Source organism: Streptomyces sp. GLSS-08, from assembly GCF_056387915.1.
In genome coordinates, this window is the sequence record NZ_JBWJAQ010000005.1 from 134,489 (window position 1) to 150,207 (window position 15,719).

The following is a 15,719-nucleotide window of genomic DNA, read 5'->3' on the forward strand; positions in this document are numbered from 1 at the left end:
GTCCAGCCCGTGACCGCGTACGCTCGCGCGGCGTACGCGGCGCGGACCTGGTGAAGTGGGCCCCGGGCGCGCCAGATTGGGCGCATGAACGCACCGCCCACGCGCCCAGGCCCGGTCACCGTACGTACGTTCACCCAGCGGCTCAGCGCCACGCCCCGGGGTGCCCGGCTGGCCAGGTGTCTCGCCCTGAACCAACTCCATGCCTGGGGTGTCCCGTACGGCGGCGACACCTCCGACGCCGTGGCCGTGATCGTCGCGGAGCTGGCCGCCAACGCGGTGACGCACGGACGCGTGCCGGGCCGGGACTTCGAGCTGCGCCTCTCGCTCGTCCCCGGCAGCGTCCGCGTCGAGGTCACCGACTCGTGTACGGGCCCGCGTCCGCCCGCCCCCGGCGACGTACGGGCACCGGGGCCGCTCGACGAGGCGGGGCGCGGTCTGCTGCTCGTCGGCGCGCTCGCCGACCGGTGGGAGGTGGTGGACCGGGAACCGCCGCCCGGCAAGACGGTACGGGCCGAGGTCGACCTGCCGGGCGGCGGGCGGCGCGTCAGCTCCGCTCGACGCCCAGCGTGAGCTTGCCGGTGTAGCCGGCGGAGGCGGAGCTGCCCAGGGCGGTGAGGGTCAGGAGGCCGGACGAGGCCCCTCCGTCGTCGTAGATGGAGTCCTGGGCGAGGGTGGTGCGGGTGACCGTGTTGGTCGAGTACGGCGAGACCCTGGCGACCTTCGCGGTGGTCGTCTCGCTGAAGAACAGCTGACCGGTGTGGAGTTCCTGGCCGCCGGTGAACGAGCCGTCCGAGGTGAGCGTGACGTTCGTGTGCACCTTGACGTGGATGTGCACGCAGCGGCCCCGGTACCAGCCGGGGTAGATCGTGGTGATGTTCGCGACGCCGGCGGAGTTCGTCAGTACGCCGCCGCGCAGGAAGGTGCCGTCGTCCGGTTCGTTGTGGCCGTTGTTGCCGACGAAACCGGAATACTCGCCGAGGGCGTCGCTGTGCCAGATCTCGACGAGCGCGTTGCCGAGCGGGACGCAGGTGTCGTCGTCGACGACGGTGAGCGCCAGCTTGAGCGGGGCGCCCGCCTTGCCCTCGGTGACGTCGGCGCGGACGAGCTGTCCGTCGAGGTAGTAGGGGCCTTCGGTCATCTCCTTCGTGAGGGTGCAGACGGCCGCGGCGGCCGCGGGAGCCGCGTCGGCCGTGGGGGCTTCGGGCGAGGCGGCACCCACGGTCAGGGCGGCGGCCGTGGCGCCGGTGGCGATCAGTACGGTCCGGCGCCCGATGGGGCTGGTGTTCGAGGTGTCTGTCATGAACACGGCACCATAGAAGCGGAAGCTGTCCATCGGCTGTCGGTTCGGCAAAGTGACAGGGCGTCAAGTCCGTTGCAGGACAAGTGGACCGGGGGCGTCCGCGCTGGTTGTTGCGTGAACCATTGACGCGCAAAGGGTTCGATTCTACGTTCCGTCCGAAGCCACGACCGTCGTTCGAAATAACGAACGGGCAGCCGTGTCCCCCATCCGAAGGAGCGTCAGCGTGAGCCGCACCTCCCGCACCTCCCGCAGGACCGCACTCCTCTCCCTCCCCGCCGCGGTCCTGCTCGCCCTCGTCCCGAGTACGGCCTCGGCCTACCCCAACCCCGGCACGGTCACCGGCAGTGTCGTCGTGCACGACCCGACGATGGTCCGCACCTCCGCCGGTCGCTACCTGCTCTACGCCACCGGAGGCGGGCTGGGCTTCCGGAGCTCCACCGACCGCGTCGCGTTCAGCTCGGGATCGGATGCCTTCACCACCAGACCCGGCTGGTGGTCGTCCTACGCCACCGAGGCGTGGGCGCCCGACATCTCCTACCACGGCGGCAAGTACCTGATGTACTACGCCGTCTCGACCTTCGGGTCGAACAGGTCGGCCATCGGCCTCGCCGCCTCGACGACCGGGCTGCCGGGTTCCTGGACCGACTACGGGACCGTCTACACCTCCACCAACTCCAGCGACTACAACGCCATCGACCCGAACCTCTTCGTCGACGACGACGGCAAGTGGTGGCTGTCGTTCGGCAGTTGGTGGACCGGCCTCAAGATGATCCGGATCGACCCGGCGACCGGCAAGCAGCTCGCCGGGAGCACGACCCGCTACCCGATCGCGTCCCGCCCCACCGGCACGAAGGCCGTCGAGGCGCCCTTCGTCGTCAAACGCAACGGCTACTACTACCTGTTCGCCTCGTACGACACGTGCTGCAACGGCACCAGCTCCACGTACAAGGTCAAGGTCGGCCGGGCCACCAGTGTCACGGGTCCCTACTACGACAAGAACGGCGTCGCCCTGACGAACAACGGCGGCACCCCCGTCCTGGAGTCGCACGGCCGGTACATCGGCCCCGGCGGCCAGTCGGTCATGGCGGACTCGGACGGCGACCTGATCGTCTACCACTACTACGACGGCAACGACAACGGGACGCCCAAGCTCGGCGTCAACCTCCTGAACTGGAGCAGCGGATGGCCCGTCGCCCACTGACCAGGCCGGCGGCAAGGTCGCCGACTGCTCCACGGCCGACACCGCCGACGTACGGCAGTGGTCGCCCTCCGCCCCGTCGCTATCCGACCTGGTTGTACACGGGGCCGGCCGCCGGCCAGCCGGCGGGCTGGGGCTGGGCCTGCGGCTGCTGCGCAGGCGGCGGCTGGGTGTAGCCCCTGACCTGGGCGGCGGTGAGTCCTCCCGCGGCGCCAAGCCCCGTCGCCCTGCCCCCGTAGGAGGTGTCCGCGCCCCCGTAGGAGGTGTCCGCGCCGCCGTACGAGGTGTCCGCGCCGCTGTACTGCGGGGCCTGTGCGGCGGCGGCCAGGCCGGGCATGCCGGTCTGGGCGACGGCCGTCAGGCCCCCGGCGGGCGCCGGTGCCATCGCGGGCATCGCCGCTGCTGCCGGGGCCGGCATCACCGCGGCCGGGGCCGGGGCCGGTGCGAGGCCCGGCATGGCGCCGGGAACCTGTCCGGGCCAGGCGTCGGCCTGCGCCGCCAGCCCCTGCGTACCCGCCCCGTTCGTGGCGCCGACCAGCCGGTCCACCGCCGCCGTGCCCGAGCTGTAGCTGATGCCCTGCTCGGGCACGGCGGCTCCCCTCCTGGTCCCGTAGAGCACCTGTTCCAGGCCGGACACCAGGCGACGCACGTCCACCTGGGGGCGCACCACGAGCCGCAGGAAGCGGCTGGACGAGCCGATCTTGTTGCCGCACTCGCGGACCAGGATGCGGTGCTCGGTGAGCAGCCGGTCCCGGACCACGGTGCCCTCCGCGCCCACCGGCAGCCGCACGAAGAGGAAGTTGCCCTGCGACGGGTAGACCGTCAGGCCGGGCAGGGCGGAGAGGTGGCGGGCCATGTCGAGCCGGTCCCGGCGGACCATGTGCAGGCTCTCCAGGTACTCGGCGCCGTGCTCCTTGAGCATGAACACCACCGTCTCCGCGAAGGAGTTCAGGTTCCACTTGGGCAGCATGGTGCGGATTTTGCCGGCGAGCGCCGGGTTCGCGACCAGGTAACCGAAGCGGATGCCGTGCAGGCCGAAGTTCTTGCCGAGGCTGCGCAGCACGATGACGTTGGGCCGCATCACGGCGTCCTCGACCACGCTGGGCTCGGACTCGGCGTCCGCGAACTCCAGGAACGACTCGTCGATGATGACCAGATCCAGGTCGGCCATCGCGTCCATGAACTGCACGACCGAATGACGCGGCAGGAAGCCGCCGTCGGGATTGTTCGGGTTGCAGATGACGGCGACGCGCGAGCCGCGGGCGCGGATGAACTCCGCGTACTGGGCGAGGTCGAGGGCGAAGCCGCTGGACTCCTGGAGCGGGAACATGTCAACGCGCTTGCCGGTCTCCATCGGCTGGTCGGTCCACCGGCCGAAGGTGGGGACGGGAATGGCGAGCGACTCCCGTACCAGCAGATGGTCGATCCAGGTGATGAGCTCCGTCGAGCCGTTGCCCATCGCCACGCACTGCGGCGGCAGCCGGAGCAGGCTGCACAGCTCGGCCGTGATGGTGTCCGCGCTGCTCGGGTAGTACGTGATGATCTCGCGCAGCCGCCCGGCCAGCTCGTCGAACATGGCCGGTGTGGGGAAGTACGGGTTGCACGGGATGCAGAAGTCCACCGGGCCGGCCCCGTCGCCCTCACGCGTCAGCGCTGCCATCGAGGGGCTGTGCGCCGCCGTGCTGCGGAACAGCGAGGTGACGTTGTCGGCCATGGAACCTCCGTAGGGGGCGGGCCCGGTGGGGAGGTCCGGCCCGCCGTCTTGGGCGGCCCGTGCGGGGGAGCACGGGCCGCCCTCTCATACGGACACGGAGGTGGCGCTGTTCAACTCGTGTGTGTTCGGTGAGGGTCCGGCACCCGGGGCAACCGAAGGGCCCCAGGAGACATCAGGTGCCCGACAGCCGTCGTGGTGCGGTGCGTTCCGCGGACCGTCAGGCCCCGAACGAGTGCACCGTCGTCGTCCGGTACGTCTGACCGGGCCGCAGCACCGTGGACGGGAACGACGGCTGGTTCGGCGAGTCCGGGAAGTGCTGCGTCTCCAGGCACAGCGCGTCGCCCTGCCGGTAGATGCGGCCACCGGTGCCGACGAGCGTGCCGTCCAGGAAGTTGCCGGAGTAGAACTGGAGCCCCGGCTCCGTCGTAGCGATCTTCAGGGTGCGGCCGGAGGACGGGTCCCGCAGGGCGGCGACCTGCACGGGCCTGGCCGTGCTGCCCTTGTCCAGCACCCAGTTGTGGTCGATGCCCTTGCCGTACAGCAGCTGCTGGTCGGCCTCCCGGATGTCCTCGCCGACGGTCTTGGTCCTGCGGAAGTCGAAGGGGGTGCCGGCGACCTTCGCCAGCTCGCCGGTGGGGATCAGACCCGAGTCGACGGGGGTGTAGCGGGAGGCGGCGATGCTCAGCTCGTGGTCGTAGACCGGGCCGCTGCCCTCGCCCGCCAGGTTCCAGTACACGTGGTTGGTGAGGTTGACGACGGTGGCCTTGTCGGTGGTGGCCGCGTAGTCGATCCGCCAGTCGCCGTGCCGGGTCAGGGTGTAGGTGACCTTGACGCGGAGCGTGCCGGGATAGCCCATCTCGCCGTCGGCGCTCGTGTGGTGCAGCACCAGTCCCACGTCGGAGCCGGAGGTGAAACCCTCGACGTCCCAGACCCGCTTGTCGAAACCCTTGGCCCCGCCGTGCAGGCTGTTCTCACCGTCGTTTACGGACAGCTGGTACGCCTTGCCGTCGAGCGTGAACCTGCCCTTGGCTATGCGGTTGCCGTAACGGCCGATGAGCGCGCCGAAGTACGGGCTGGAGGCGACGTAGTCCTCGATGTTGTCGAAGCCGAGGGACACGTTCTTGTAGCGGCCGTGCCGGTCGGGGATCTCCAGGGACTGGACGATGCCGCCGTACGACAGGACCTTCAGCCGCGTGCCGCCGTTCTCCAGCGACCAGCGGTGGACCTTCGTGCCGTCGGCGAGCTTGCCGAAGAGTTCCTTCACCGGCTTCCGGCCGGCCGCGCCGTGGGCCGTGCCGGCCGTGGCGGCGGTGAGTCCCGCGGCGGCGGCCGCCGTGATGACGGTGCGTCTGCTTGCTTCCATGTGCGGCTCCCTCTGGTTGCGGCTCGGTTCGCCTCCGGGGCGCCCCGGCCGGTGCCGGCCGACGATCGTGCTCGGCCCCGCGGGCCTCCGCGCGTTCGCCGTCCCGGCACCGACACGCCCCTTCGGCTCCCTCGCCTGCTTACGAACCGACCTTGCGCTTGTTCCACACGTCGAAGCCGACCGCGGCCAGCAGGACCAGGCCCTTGATGACCTGCTGCCAGTCGCTGCCGACGCCGACGAGGTTCATGCCGTTGTTCAGCACGCCCAGGACGACGCCACCGATGATCGCGCCGAGGACCGTGCCCACACCGCCGCTCATCGACGCACCGCCGATGAACGACGCGGCGATCGCTTCGAGTTCGAAGTTCACGCCCGCCTTGGGAGAGGCCGCGTTGAAGCGGGCCGCGAAGACCAGGCCCGCCAGGGCCGCGAGCATGCCCATGTTGAGGAAGACCAGGAAGGTCACCTTCTTGTCCCGCACACCGGACAGCTTGGCCGCGGGAAGGTTGCCACCGATGGCGTACACGTGGCGTCCGATGACGGCGTTGCGCATCACGTAGCCGAAGCCGACGACGAGGACGCCGAGGATGATCAGCACCACGGGGGCGCCCTTGTAGCTGGCCAGCATCATCGTGACCGTGAGGACCGCCGCGACCAGCGCGACGAGCTTCAGCAGGAAGAGCTTGGCGGGCGGCACGTCGAGCGCGAACTCCTGCTGCCGCCTGCGGTCACGGACCTCCTGGATCACCACGAAGGCGATCACGGCGAAGCCGAGCAGCAGCGTGAGGTTGTGGTAGTTGGTGTCCGGGCCGACCTCGGGCAGGAAGCCGTTGGCGACCTTCTGGAGGCCGTCGGGGAACGGGCCGAGCGTCTGGCCCTCCAGGAAGATCTCCGTCAGACCGCGGAACAGCAGCATCCCGGCGAGGGTGACGATGAACGACGGTATGCCGAGATACGCGATGAAGAACCCTTGCACCGCCCCGGCGACCGCGCCCAGCGCCAGGCACAGCACCACGGCGATCGGCCAGGCCACGTCGTGCTCGACCATCAGCACCGCCGCCACCGCGCCCACGAACGCCGTGAGCGAGCCGACCGACAGGTCGATGTGGCCGGCGATGATGACGAGCATCATGCCGATCGCGAGGATCAGGATGTAGCTGTTCTGCAGGACCAGGTTGGAGACGTTGCGCGGCAGCAGCAGGTCTCCGTCGGTCCACACCGCGAACAGGACGACGATCAGTCCGAGAGCGATCAGCATCCCGTACTGCCGCATGTTGCGGCGCATGCCGTCCATGATCAGCTGCAGCAGGCCGTCGCCCTCCGCCGGTCCGCCCTTGCCGGCGGGAGCCGGCGCGGGGCTCTTGGCGGTCACATTCGTGCTCATCCCTCTTACCTCTTGTCCTTCGTCATCTGGCGCATCAGCACTTCCTGCGTGGCCTCGGCCCGCGACACCTCACCGGTCAGCCGGCCCGCCGCCATCGTGTAGATGCGGTCGCACATGCCGAGCAGCTCCGGCAGCTCGGATGAGATGAAGACGACCGCCTTGCCCTCGGCGGCCAGCTTGTCGATGACCGTGTAGATCTCGAACTTGGCGCCCACGTCGATCCCGCGGGTCGGCTCGTCGAGGATCAGCACGTCCGGGCCCGCGAAGATCCACTTGCTGAGGACGACCTTCTGCTGGTTGCCGCCCGACAGCTTGCCCACCGGTTCGAAGACGGTGGGCGCCTTGATGTTCATGGACTTGCGGAAGCCCTCGGAGACCTGACGCTCCTCGTGCTCGTCCACGATCCCGCGCCGGGAGACCTTCCCGAGGGCGCTGAGCGAGATGTTGCGGTTGATCGTGTCGATGAGGTTGAGGCCGTAGTGCTTGCGGTCCTCGGTCACGTACGCGATCCCGTGCTTCACCGCCTCGGGCACGCTCTTCGTACGGATCTCCGCGCCGTCCTTGAGGACCGTGCCGCCCGCGTACCGGCCGTAGGTGCGCCCGAAGACACTCATCGCAAGCTCGGTGCGCCCGGCGCCCATCAGACCCGCGATCCCGACGATCTCCCCGCGCCGCACGGAGATCGACACGTCGTCGACCACCTTGCGCTGCTGGTCGATCGGGTGGTGCACGGTCCAGTTGCGGATCTCCAGGGCCGGCGCCGCGCCCGCCTCGGGCCGGTGCGGGGTGCGCTCCGGGAAGCGGTGGTCGAGGTCGCGGCCGACCATGCCGCTGATGATCCGGTCCTCGGTGGTCTCCGGCGCCTTCACGTCGAGCGTCTCGATGGACCGCCCGTCGCGCAGGATCGTCACCGAGTCCGCGACCCGCTCGATCTCGTTGAGCTTGTGCGAAATGATGATCGAGGTGATGCCCTCGTCCTTGAGACCCAGGATGAGGTCGAGCAGCTTGCCGCTGTCCTCGTCGTTCAGAGCCGCCGTCGGCTCGTCGAGGATCAGCAGCTTCACCTTCTTGGAGAGCGCCTTGGCGATCTCGACGAGCTGCTGCTTGCCCACACCGATGTCGGCGACGCGAGTGTCGGGGTGTTCGGCCAGCCCGACCCGCCGCAGCAGTTCACTCGCGTGCTTCAGCGTCTCGCTCCAGCTGATGAACCCGCGCGTGGCGTGTTCGTTGCCGAGGAAGATGTTCTCCGCGATGGAGAGATACGGCACCAGCGCAAGCTCCTGGTGGATGATCACGATGCCCTGCTGCTCGCTCGCCCGGATGTCCTTGAACCGGCAGGTCTCCCCTTCGAAGAGGACCTCCCCGTCGTAGGTCCCGTGCGGGTGGACACCGGAGAGGACCTTCATCAGGGTCGACTTGCCGGCGCCGTTCTCTCCGCAGATGGCGTGGACCTCGCCCGGGCGGACGCTCAGAGAGACGTCCGACAGCGCCTTGACGCCGGGAAAGGTCTTGACGATCGAGCGCATTTCCAGGACGGGTCCCGCCATGGTCGTGCCTACCAATCCTTGAGTACGCGGCGGTTAGTTGAGGTCGCTTTCCTTGATGTAGCCGGAGTCAACGACGGTCTCCTTGTAGTTGGACTTGTCGACGTTCACCGGGTCGAGGAGGTAGGCAGGCACGACCTTCGCGCCGTTGTCGTACGTCTTGGTGTCGTTGACCTCGGGCTTCTTGTCGTTGAGCACCGCGTCCACCATCTGCGCGGCGACCTCGGCGAGCTTGCGGGTGTCCTTGTAGACGGTCTGCGTCTGCTCACCGGCGATGATCGACTTCACCGAGGCGACCTCGGCGTCCTGGCCCGTGACGATCGGCAGCGGCTTGCTCTTGCTGCCGTAGTCGTCCGACTTGAGCGCGGACAGGATGCCGATCGAGATGCCGTCGTAGGGCGAGAGCACCGCGTCCACGCGGCCGTTCTTGTACGCCGAGGTCAGCAGGTCGTCCATGCGCTTCTGCGCGGTGCCGCCGTCCCAGCGCAGCGTGGTGACCTGGTTGAGCTTCGTCTGGCCGGACTTGACGACCAGCTGCTTCTTGTCGATGTACGGCTGGAGGGCGTTCATGGCGCCCTGGAAGAAGTACTTGGTGTTGTTGTCGTCGTTCGAGCCCGCGAACAGCTCGACGTTGAACGGGCCCTTCTTGCTGCCGTCCTTCAGACCCAGCTTGTCGACGATGTAGCCGCCCTGGAGCTCGCCGACCTTCTCGTTGTCGAACGAGGCGTAGTAGTCGACGTTCTTGGTGCCGAGGATGAGGCGGTCGTAGGAGATCACCGGGATGTCCGCGTCGGCCGCCTGCTGGAGCACGTTGTCCAGCGACTTGTTGTCGATCGCCGCGACGATCAGGGCCGAGACGCCCTGCGTGATCATGTTCTCGATCTGCGAGACCTGGGTGTCGGGGTCGTCCTCGCCGTAGACCAGCTTCGTCTTGTAGCCGGCCGACTTCAGGTTCTTCTCGACGTTCGCGCCGTCGGCTATCCACCGCTCGGAGGACTTCGTCGGCATCGCGATGCCGACGGTGGAGCCCTTGGCGCTCTTGTCCTTGGACTCGCCGCCGCCCTCGCTGTCCTGCCCGCAGGCCGAGAGGGTGAGGGCGAGGGAGGCGGCGGTGGCTACGGAGGCGAGCACTGCTCTGCGATTACGCATGATCATCTTCCTTGATGTCCGGGCGGGGCTCGGTCGGGCGGTACTGGGCGGTGTGAGGAGGGACCGAGACGAGGTGTGTGGGATTGTGTGCGGCTGCGTGGTCTTTTGTGAAGGGCTGAGTTCAGAACGTTACGACGGAGTTGCGAACCGCCTGAGCGAGCCGGGCAGCCGGGACCCGAGCGGCGCCATGTCGCCGTCCGCGCCGTGTCGCGCGAGCAGGTCCAGGGCCAGCCGGCCGCGCCGCACCCGCTCCCGGGCGGTGTCCAGCGTCACGTCCCGCAGGTGGGCGCCGTAGGGGTAGATCGCCGGGGCCTTGGACAGGCCGAACTTGAGGTAGAGCGGGGCGCCGCGCCGGATCAGCTCGGCGACCTCGTACATGCGCACATAGCCGCCGAGATCGTCCGGGGCCTCTATGTACATGTCCATCGGGGCGGCGGACACCCGGCGGATCTCGGTGAGGTGGTCGAGCGTCAGGTCGCTGGGCACATTGACGGAGTCCGCGCCGAGCTGCTCGTACACGGCGTACGCGGCCGGGTTGACCGGGCCGATCAGCGCCGAGACCTTCAGGGTGGTGTCCGCCGGGACGAGGCCGGCCTCGCGGGCCCGGTGCAGCGTCCACAGCACACCCTCGTCGGCCACGAGCAGGCACTTGACGCCCAGCTCCGTCGCCCGGACGGCGTCCTCGACGCAGCCGGCCACCGCGTCGTGCCCCCGGGCGCGCAGCCCGCCGCCGCGGGAGTCCGTGCGCACGGAGCCCCCGATGTCCCAGGTGCCGCGCGGGCCGGTGAACAGGCACAGTTCGATGTCGCGTTCACCGGTGGACTCGACCATCTCGGTGATCTCGGCGTCGGTCAGCATCCACACGCCGCTGCCCTGGCTGATCCGGTGGATCGGCACGTCGAGCCGCGAGGACTCCTTGAGGACCACCGCGAGCGCCTCGGGCCCTTCGACGGAGGGAACCTCGGTGCGCCAGCGGCCGCCGCCCGGAAAGGTGTGCGGCGAGGCGTCGGCGGGGGAGAGCGCGGGCGCGGCCATGCCGAGCGCGGCGAGTGCCTGCTCGCCGGGTCGACGGGGCGCCGGAGGGGGAGCGTCGGTCACAAGCTGTCCTTCATGTTCGATATCTCGGACGAAGTTCGTGGCATGGGGTGTACGCCGGTACGAAGCGTCAGGGTCTTTCGTACCGGCGTACGGCTCAGGGACGCAGCAGGACCTTGCCGACCGCCGGGTCGCCGGAGCCCACCAGCTCGATGGCCCGGGGGAACTCGGCGAGCGGCAGCTCGTGCGTGACCAGGGGCAGCGGGTCGAGCAGTCCGGCGCCGAAGACCCGCACCGTGTGCGCCCAGGCGTCCGGCGGCGCCCCGAACACGGTGTGCACCTCCAGCTGCCGTACGACGAGATCGGTGGGGTCGAGGCCCTCGGCGCCCGGGGCCGGGATGCCGGTGAGGACCAGGCGTCCGCCGCGCCGCAGCAGGGAGGCGGCGGTGCGCGCGGCGGACGCCGACCCGGCGGTCTCGATCACGACGTCGAAGTCGCCGGGCAGTTCCTCGTCCCGGGTGCGGAAGCCGGTGGCGCCGAAGTCCCGCGACAGCCCCTCGCGGTCCCGCCGGGTGCCGACCACGAGCAGCTCCGCGGGCGAACCCGCGTGCAGGAACTGCACGGCGAACATCCCGAGGGTGCCGGTGCCCACCACGGCCACCCGCTCGCCGGGCCGCGCGTTCGCCTTCAGCGCCGCCGCCGCGATGCAGGCGGCCGGCTCCAGGAGCGCGGCGGCCGTCAGGTCGGCGTCCTCGGGCAGGACGTGGAGCAGCCGGGCCGGGAGGGTCAGCGTCGACGCCATCGCGCCGGGCTGGGTGAAGCCGGTCTCCTCGTAGCCCGCCGTGCACAGGGTGGTCTCGCCCGCGTGACAGCGGTCGCACACCTGGCAGTTGCGGAAGCCCTCGCCGACCACCTTGCGGCCGACGAGCTCCGGCGGGACGCCCGTCCCGACCGCCTCCACGGTCCCGGACCACTCGTGGCCCGGCGTGAGGGGGTAACGGACGTAACCCTCGGGCCGGTTGCCCTGGTAGACCTCGCGGTCGCTGCCGCAGATGCCGACCGCGTGGACGCGGACGAGCGCCTCACCCGACGCCGGGCGCACCGGTTCGTGCGCGGTCAGCCGGTGCTCGCCCGGCGCGTCGACGACGACCGCGCCGCTCACTGCGTCCCCTTGGGCCTGCGCTGCTCCCAGCCTTCCGCCCACAGGTCGAACCGGGCCTGCTGCTGCGGGAACTCCGCCGCCGCGTCCACGTCCAGCTCGACGCCGAGACCGGGCGCGTGGGACAGCTCGAAGTAGCCGTCGACGACCTGCGGTGCCCCCTTCACGACCTTCTTGATCTCCGCGTCCGCGAAGTCGTTGAAGTGCTCCAGGATCTTGAAGTTCGGCGAGGTGAAGCCGACCTGGAGGCTCGCGGCGGTCAGCACCGGACCGCCCACGTTGTGCGGGGCGACCAGCATGTAGTGGGTCTCGGCGGTCGCCGCCAGCTTCCGGGTCTCCCAGATGCCGCCGATGTGGCCGACGTCGGGCTGGATGATGTCGACGGCCTGGCTCTCGAAGAGCTCGCGGAACTCGATGCGGTCGTGGATGCGCTCACCCGTGGCCACCGGGATGTCGACCTTGGCGGCCACCTTCTCCAGCGCCTTCAGGTTCTCCGGCGGGACCGGCTCCTCCAGCCAGGCCGGCTTGAAGGGCGCGAGGTCGCGGGCCAGGCGGACGGCGGTGGCGGGGGAGAAGCGGCCGTGCATCTCCAGCATCAGCTCGGCGTCCGGGCCGATCGCGTCGCGTACGGCCTCGATGAGCGAGACCGCGTACAGGCTCTGCTCGTGGTCGAGTTCGAAGTGGCCGGTCCCGAACGGGTCGATCTTCAGCGCCCGGTAGCCGCGCGCCATGACCTCCTGCGCGGCCTTGTGGTACGCCTCCGGGGTGCGCTCGGTGGTGTACCAGCCGTTGGCGTACGCCTTCACCCTGTCGGTGACCTTGCCGCCCAGCAGCTGCCAAACCGGCACGCCGAGCGCCTTGCCCTTGATGTCCCAGCAGGCCATCTCGATCACCGCGATGCCGGACATCACGATCTCGCCGGCCCGCCCGTAGTCGCCGAACTTCATGCGGCGCACGAGGTCCTCGATGGCGAACGGGTCGGAACCGAGGATGTGGTTGACCTCGGCCTCCCGCAGGTAGCCGAGCAGCGCGTCGGTGTGCCCCAGCATCCGGGTCTCGCCGACTCCCGTGAGTCCTTCGTCGGTGTGCACCTGGACGTAGGTCAGATTCCGCCACGGCGTCCCGACCACGTGCGTGCTGATTCCCGTGATGCGCACGGCATTTACTCCCTTGTGCTCTCGGCTCTGTTCGAAATTTCGTCACACGTTCGAAATCTTGGCGTGACAGTAAGGACGCGGCCCCGGGGGTGTCAATGGGTCGAACGCAACCCGCGACGACGTATTTCGGCGGTATGCCGCGCTCGTGCCGCCCGCGACACCGCACGGCCCTGGTCCGGGGGCCGGAATCCGGGGTTCCCCACACAACTTTCACGACTGGGACTATGAACGTGACCAGAGAGGAACCTAGTCTTCCGGCGTCATGGACTACTGCCAGCCGTGCCGCAGGCACCTCAACGGCGCCCTCGCCTGCCCGGGGTGCGGCACCCCCGCCGAAGCGTGCCGGGCGCACGCACCCGAGGGGCCCGCGGCGACGGACGCCACCGCTGAGCCCTACGGGGACGCCGCCGAGCGTCCCGGCCGCGCCGCCGCCCGCCGGCAGGGACGCGGCGCCAGGGAGCGCGGCGTAAGCGCGGAGCGGGCGGGCCGGCGCGACCGCAGGGCCGCGGCGCACCGGCGCAGGCGGCGCACGGCCCTGCTGGCGGGCGCCGGACTGCTGCTCGCGGCCGGCGGGCTGAGCCTCGCCGAACTCGGCATAGAGGTCCCGGGCTCCGCGCCGAGCGCCGCGGCGGCCGGCGACGAGACGGCCGACGGCGGCTCGAAGTCCATCGAGGAGACCTCCGCGCCGGGCGGCGGCACGGGGGGCGGGGACGGTGCCCGTCCCTCCGGTTCGCCGGACGACTCCGCGTCCCCCTCGGCCTCCGAGTCCGCCGGGGACGAGAAGAAGGACGCGGACAAGGAGAAGGAGAAGGAGAAGGCGCAGGACGAGCCGGAGCGGTCGGCGTCCACGGGCCCGCTCACCGGCACCTCGCCCTCGACGCCCGCCGTGACCGCGCCCCCCGAGACCTCCGCGGCCCCGACCGCGCAGCCCACGTCGGCGGAACCCACCCCGGCACCGAGCCCCACCAGGACGTGCGACCGCTTCCTGTGGTGGTGCTCCTGACGCGGTCTTCCCGGCCATGGCGCCCCTGACGCGGTGCGTGCCGCGTCACTGAGGCGCGTGGTGTGAGGGCGCCGCGACCGGGCGCACGGCTCCGTCCCGTGAGCGCCCCCGGCGCGCGGATGTCAGGCGTCGAGCATGCGCTGGAGCAGGTCCCGCAGGGACAGCCGCTCCTCGTCGGAGAGGCCGGCCAGGGGCTCGCGCGCGAAGTCGAGGGAGTCGCGCAGACCGCGGGCGACCCGGCGGCCCTCCTCCGTGGGCGCCGCCAGCTTGACGCGCCGGTCCGCCGGGTCGGGCCGCCGCTCGACGAGGCCCCGGGCCTCCAGCCGGTCCACGATCCCCGTCACGTTCGATGGCTCGCACCGCAGCCGCTGGGCCAGCCGCCGCATCGGCAGCGGCTCCAGCGTCAGCAGGCCGAGCAGCCGCGCCTGCGCGCCCGTGAGCGCGTGCTCGGCGGCCGCCTCCTCGTACTCCTCGTGATAGCGGGCCACCACACTGCCGATGAGGTCGACGACCTCGAGCGTCAGGGAGTCGGGACGGGTCTTCTGCGGGGACATGCGCTCCAGGCTACCCGGTTACTTGACATTCTGAAATATTCAGGAGCATGGTTGTTTCAGGTAATGAAACATCCGTGGTGCGAGAGCCGCTCCGCAAGCCGTACAGGAAAGGCGCCCCATGACCGACACGCCCCAGCTCCCCGCCGTCAGCCGTGAATGGCACCTCCTCAGCCGCCCGGTCGGCTGGCCCGAGCCCGGGGACTTCTCGCTCGTCGAGTCCGAGGTCCCGCAGCCGCGGGACGGCCAGGTCCTCGTGCGCAACAAGTACCTCTCCGTGGACCCGTACATGCGGGGCCGCATGAGCGACGCCAAGTCGTACGTCGCGCCCTTCGAGCTGGGCAAGGTCATGCAGGGCGGCGCGGTCGGCGAGGTCGTCGCCTCGAACGCCGAGGGCATCTCCGTCGGTGACCACGTGCTGCACTTCCTCGGCTGGCGCGAGTTCGCCGCCGTCGACGCCGCGCACGCCGTCAAGGTCGACCCGGAGGCCGCCCCGCTGAGCACGTACCTGGGCGTGCTCGGCATGACCGGCCTGACCGCGTACGCGGGCCTGCTGCGCACCGCCTCCTTCAAGGAGGGCGACTCCGTGTTCGTGTCCGGCGCCGCCGGTGCCGTCGGCAGCCAGGTCGGCCAGATCGCGAAGCTGAAGGGCGCCTCGCGCGTCATCGGCTCGGCCGGCTCGGACGAGAAGGTCAAGCTGCTGGTGGAGGAGTACGGCTTCGACGCCGCCTTCAACTACAAGAGCGGCCCGGTCGGCGAGCAGCTGCGCCAGGCCGCCCCGGACGGCATCGACGTCTACTTCGACAACGTCGGCGGCGACCACCTGGAGGCCGCGATCGGCCGCCTCAACCGTGACGGCCGCATCGCCGTCTGCGGCATGATCTCGGTCTACAACAACACCGAGCCGGCGCCCGGCCCGCGCAACCTCGCCCGCCTCATCCAGACCCGGGGCCGCATCGAGGGCTTCCTCGTCGGCGACCACTACGACCTCCAGCCGCAGTTCGTCGAGGAGGTCGGCGCCTGGGTCCGCTCCGGCGAGCTGAAGCACCGCGAGACGGTCGTCGAGGGCATCGAGAACAACCTGGAGGCGTTCCTCGGCGTCCTGCGCGGCGACAACACCGGAAAGATGATCGTCAAGCTCTGAGCCGGAGGAGCCCGCGCG

Annotated in this window: 14 protein-coding genes; 4 read left to right on the forward strand and 10 right to left on the reverse strand. The window is 70.2% G+C overall.

Going from position 1 to position 15,719, the window contains the following annotated elements:
* Positions 1-84: 84 nt before the first annotated feature.
* Entirely contained in the window at positions 85-570 is a 486-nt protein-coding gene (locus tag AC0ZLC_RS10880) for an ATP-binding protein (RefSeq protein WP_476751703.1), read from the forward strand.
* Here the strand turns inward: AC0ZLC_RS10880 and AC0ZLC_RS10885 are convergent.
* Positions 545-1,300 carry an intradiol ring-cleavage dioxygenase gene (locus AC0ZLC_RS10885; protein ID WP_476751704.1) on the reverse strand — a complete coding sequence of 252 codons (756 nt, stop codon included), beginning with the start codon at positions 1,298-1,300 and terminating at the stop codon, positions 545-547. The genes AC0ZLC_RS10880 and AC0ZLC_RS10885 overlap by 26 nt on opposite strands.
* 223 nt (positions 1,301-1,523) lie before the next feature.
* Between AC0ZLC_RS10885 and AC0ZLC_RS10890 the strand changes: the two genes are divergently transcribed.
* A complete protein-coding gene (locus AC0ZLC_RS10890; protein WP_476751705.1) occupies positions 1,524-2,501 on the forward strand; it encodes an arabinan endo-1,5-alpha-L-arabinosidase in 978 nt (325 codons plus the stop codon).
* Between the two features lie 79 nt (positions 2,502-2,580).
* Here AC0ZLC_RS10890 and AC0ZLC_RS10895 read toward each other — a convergent pair whose 3' ends face one another.
* From AC0ZLC_RS10895 to AC0ZLC_RS10930, 8 genes are all read right to left on the reverse strand, one after another.
* Entirely contained in the window at positions 2,581-4,212 is a 1,632-nt protein-coding gene (locus tag AC0ZLC_RS10895) for a pyridoxal phosphate-dependent aminotransferase (RefSeq protein ID WP_476751706.1), read from the reverse strand.
* A 217-nt stretch (positions 4,213-4,429) separates the two neighbouring features.
* Positions 4,430-5,575, reverse strand: a complete 1,146-nt coding sequence (locus AC0ZLC_RS10900; protein ID WP_476751707.1) for an aldose epimerase family protein — start codon at positions 5,573-5,575, stop codon at positions 4,430-4,432.
* Between the two features lie 139 nt (positions 5,576-5,714).
* Complete coding sequence (gene mmsB, locus AC0ZLC_RS10905; RefSeq protein WP_476751708.1) at positions 5,715-6,959, reverse strand: multiple monosaccharide ABC transporter permease; 1,245 nt, start codon at positions 6,957-6,959, stop codon at positions 5,715-5,717.
* 5 nt (positions 6,960-6,964) lie between these two features.
* Positions 6,965-8,506: a multiple monosaccharide ABC transporter ATP-binding protein gene (gene mmsA / locus AC0ZLC_RS10910; protein ID WP_358856008.1), complete on the reverse strand. Its 1,542-nt coding sequence runs from the start codon at positions 8,504-8,506 to the stop codon at positions 6,965-6,967.
* A 33-nt stretch (positions 8,507-8,539) separates the two neighbouring features.
* A complete protein-coding gene (chvE, locus tag AC0ZLC_RS10915; RefSeq protein WP_476751709.1) occupies positions 8,540-9,652 on the reverse strand; it encodes a multiple monosaccharide ABC transporter substrate-binding protein in 1,113 nt (370 codons plus the stop codon).
* A gap of 129 nt (positions 9,653-9,781) precedes the next feature.
* Positions 9,782-10,750 (reverse strand): hypothetical protein, encoded by a 969-nt coding sequence (locus AC0ZLC_RS10920; protein ID WP_476751710.1) that lies wholly within the window; start codon positions 10,748-10,750, stop codon positions 9,782-9,784.
* A 94-nt stretch (positions 10,751-10,844) separates the two neighbouring features.
* On the reverse strand, positions 10,845-11,849 hold the full coding sequence (locus AC0ZLC_RS10925) for a zinc-dependent alcohol dehydrogenase (protein ID WP_476751711.1): 1,005 nt from the start codon (positions 11,847-11,849) through the stop codon (positions 10,845-10,847).
* A complete protein-coding gene (locus AC0ZLC_RS10930; protein ID WP_476751712.1) occupies positions 11,846-13,003 on the reverse strand; it encodes a mandelate racemase/muconate lactonizing enzyme family protein in 1,158 nt (385 codons plus the stop codon). The genes AC0ZLC_RS10925 and AC0ZLC_RS10930 overlap by 4 nt, the downstream gene beginning before the upstream one ends.
* A gap of 262 nt (positions 13,004-13,265) precedes the next feature.
* On the opposite strand from AC0ZLC_RS10930, the gene AC0ZLC_RS10935 reads away from it, so the two are divergent.
* On the forward strand, positions 13,266-14,006 hold the full coding sequence (locus AC0ZLC_RS10935) for an SCO2400 family protein (RefSeq protein ID WP_476751713.1): 741 nt from the start codon (positions 13,266-13,268) through the stop codon (positions 14,004-14,006).
* Positions 14,007-14,128: 122 nt separating this feature from the next.
* Here the strand turns inward: AC0ZLC_RS10935 and AC0ZLC_RS10940 are convergent, their stop codons facing one another.
* Complete coding sequence (locus AC0ZLC_RS10940) at positions 14,129-14,560, reverse strand: MarR family winged helix-turn-helix transcriptional regulator (RefSeq protein ID WP_358855729.1); 432 nt, start codon at positions 14,558-14,560, stop codon at positions 14,129-14,131.
* Between the two features lie 118 nt (positions 14,561-14,678).
* Between AC0ZLC_RS10940 and AC0ZLC_RS10945 the strand changes: the two genes are divergently transcribed.
* Positions 14,679-15,701 carry an NADP-dependent oxidoreductase gene (locus AC0ZLC_RS10945; RefSeq protein WP_476751714.1) on the forward strand — a complete coding sequence of 341 codons (1,023 nt, stop codon included), beginning with the start codon at positions 14,679-14,681 and terminating at the stop codon, positions 15,699-15,701.
* Positions 15,702-15,719: the final 18 nt, after the last annotated feature.

Excerpts from the sequence above, each read along its gene's own strand:
- AC0ZLC_RS10945 (WP_476751714.1), top strand. The coding sequence starts at position 14,679 with ATGACCGACACGCCCCAGCTCCCCGCCGTCAGCCGTGAATGGCACCTC.
- AC0ZLC_RS10940 (WP_358855729.1), bottom strand. The coding sequence starts at position 14,560 with ATGTCCCCGCAGAAGACCCGTCCCGACTCCCTGACGCTCGAGGTCGTC.
- AC0ZLC_RS10935 (WP_476751713.1), top strand. The coding sequence starts at position 13,266 with ATGGACTACTGCCAGCCGTGCCGCAGGCACCTCAACGGCGCCCTCGCC.
- mmsB (WP_476751708.1), bottom strand. The coding sequence starts at position 6,959 with ATGAGCACGAATGTGACCGCCAAGAGCCCCGCGCCGGCTCCCGCCGGC.
- AC0ZLC_RS10900 (WP_476751707.1), bottom strand. The coding sequence starts at position 5,575 with ATGGAAGCAAGCAGACGCACCGTCATCACGGCGGCCGCCGCCGCGGGA.
- chvE (WP_476751709.1), bottom strand. The coding sequence starts at position 9,652 with ATGCGTAATCGCAGAGCAGTGCTCGCCTCCGTAGCCACCGCCGCCTCC.
- AC0ZLC_RS10885 (WP_476751704.1), bottom strand. The coding sequence starts at position 1,300 with ATGACAGACACCTCGAACACCAGCCCCATCGGGCGCCGGACCGTACTG.
- AC0ZLC_RS10895 (WP_476751706.1), bottom strand. The coding sequence starts at position 4,212 with ATGGCCGACAACGTCACCTCGCTGTTCCGCAGCACGGCGGCGCACAGC.
- mmsA (WP_358856008.1), bottom strand. The coding sequence starts at position 8,506 with ATGGCGGGACCCGTCCTGGAAATGCGCTCGATCGTCAAGACCTTTCCC.
- AC0ZLC_RS10880 (WP_476751703.1), top strand. The coding sequence starts at position 85 with ATGAACGCACCGCCCACGCGCCCAGGCCCGGTCACCGTACGTACGTTC.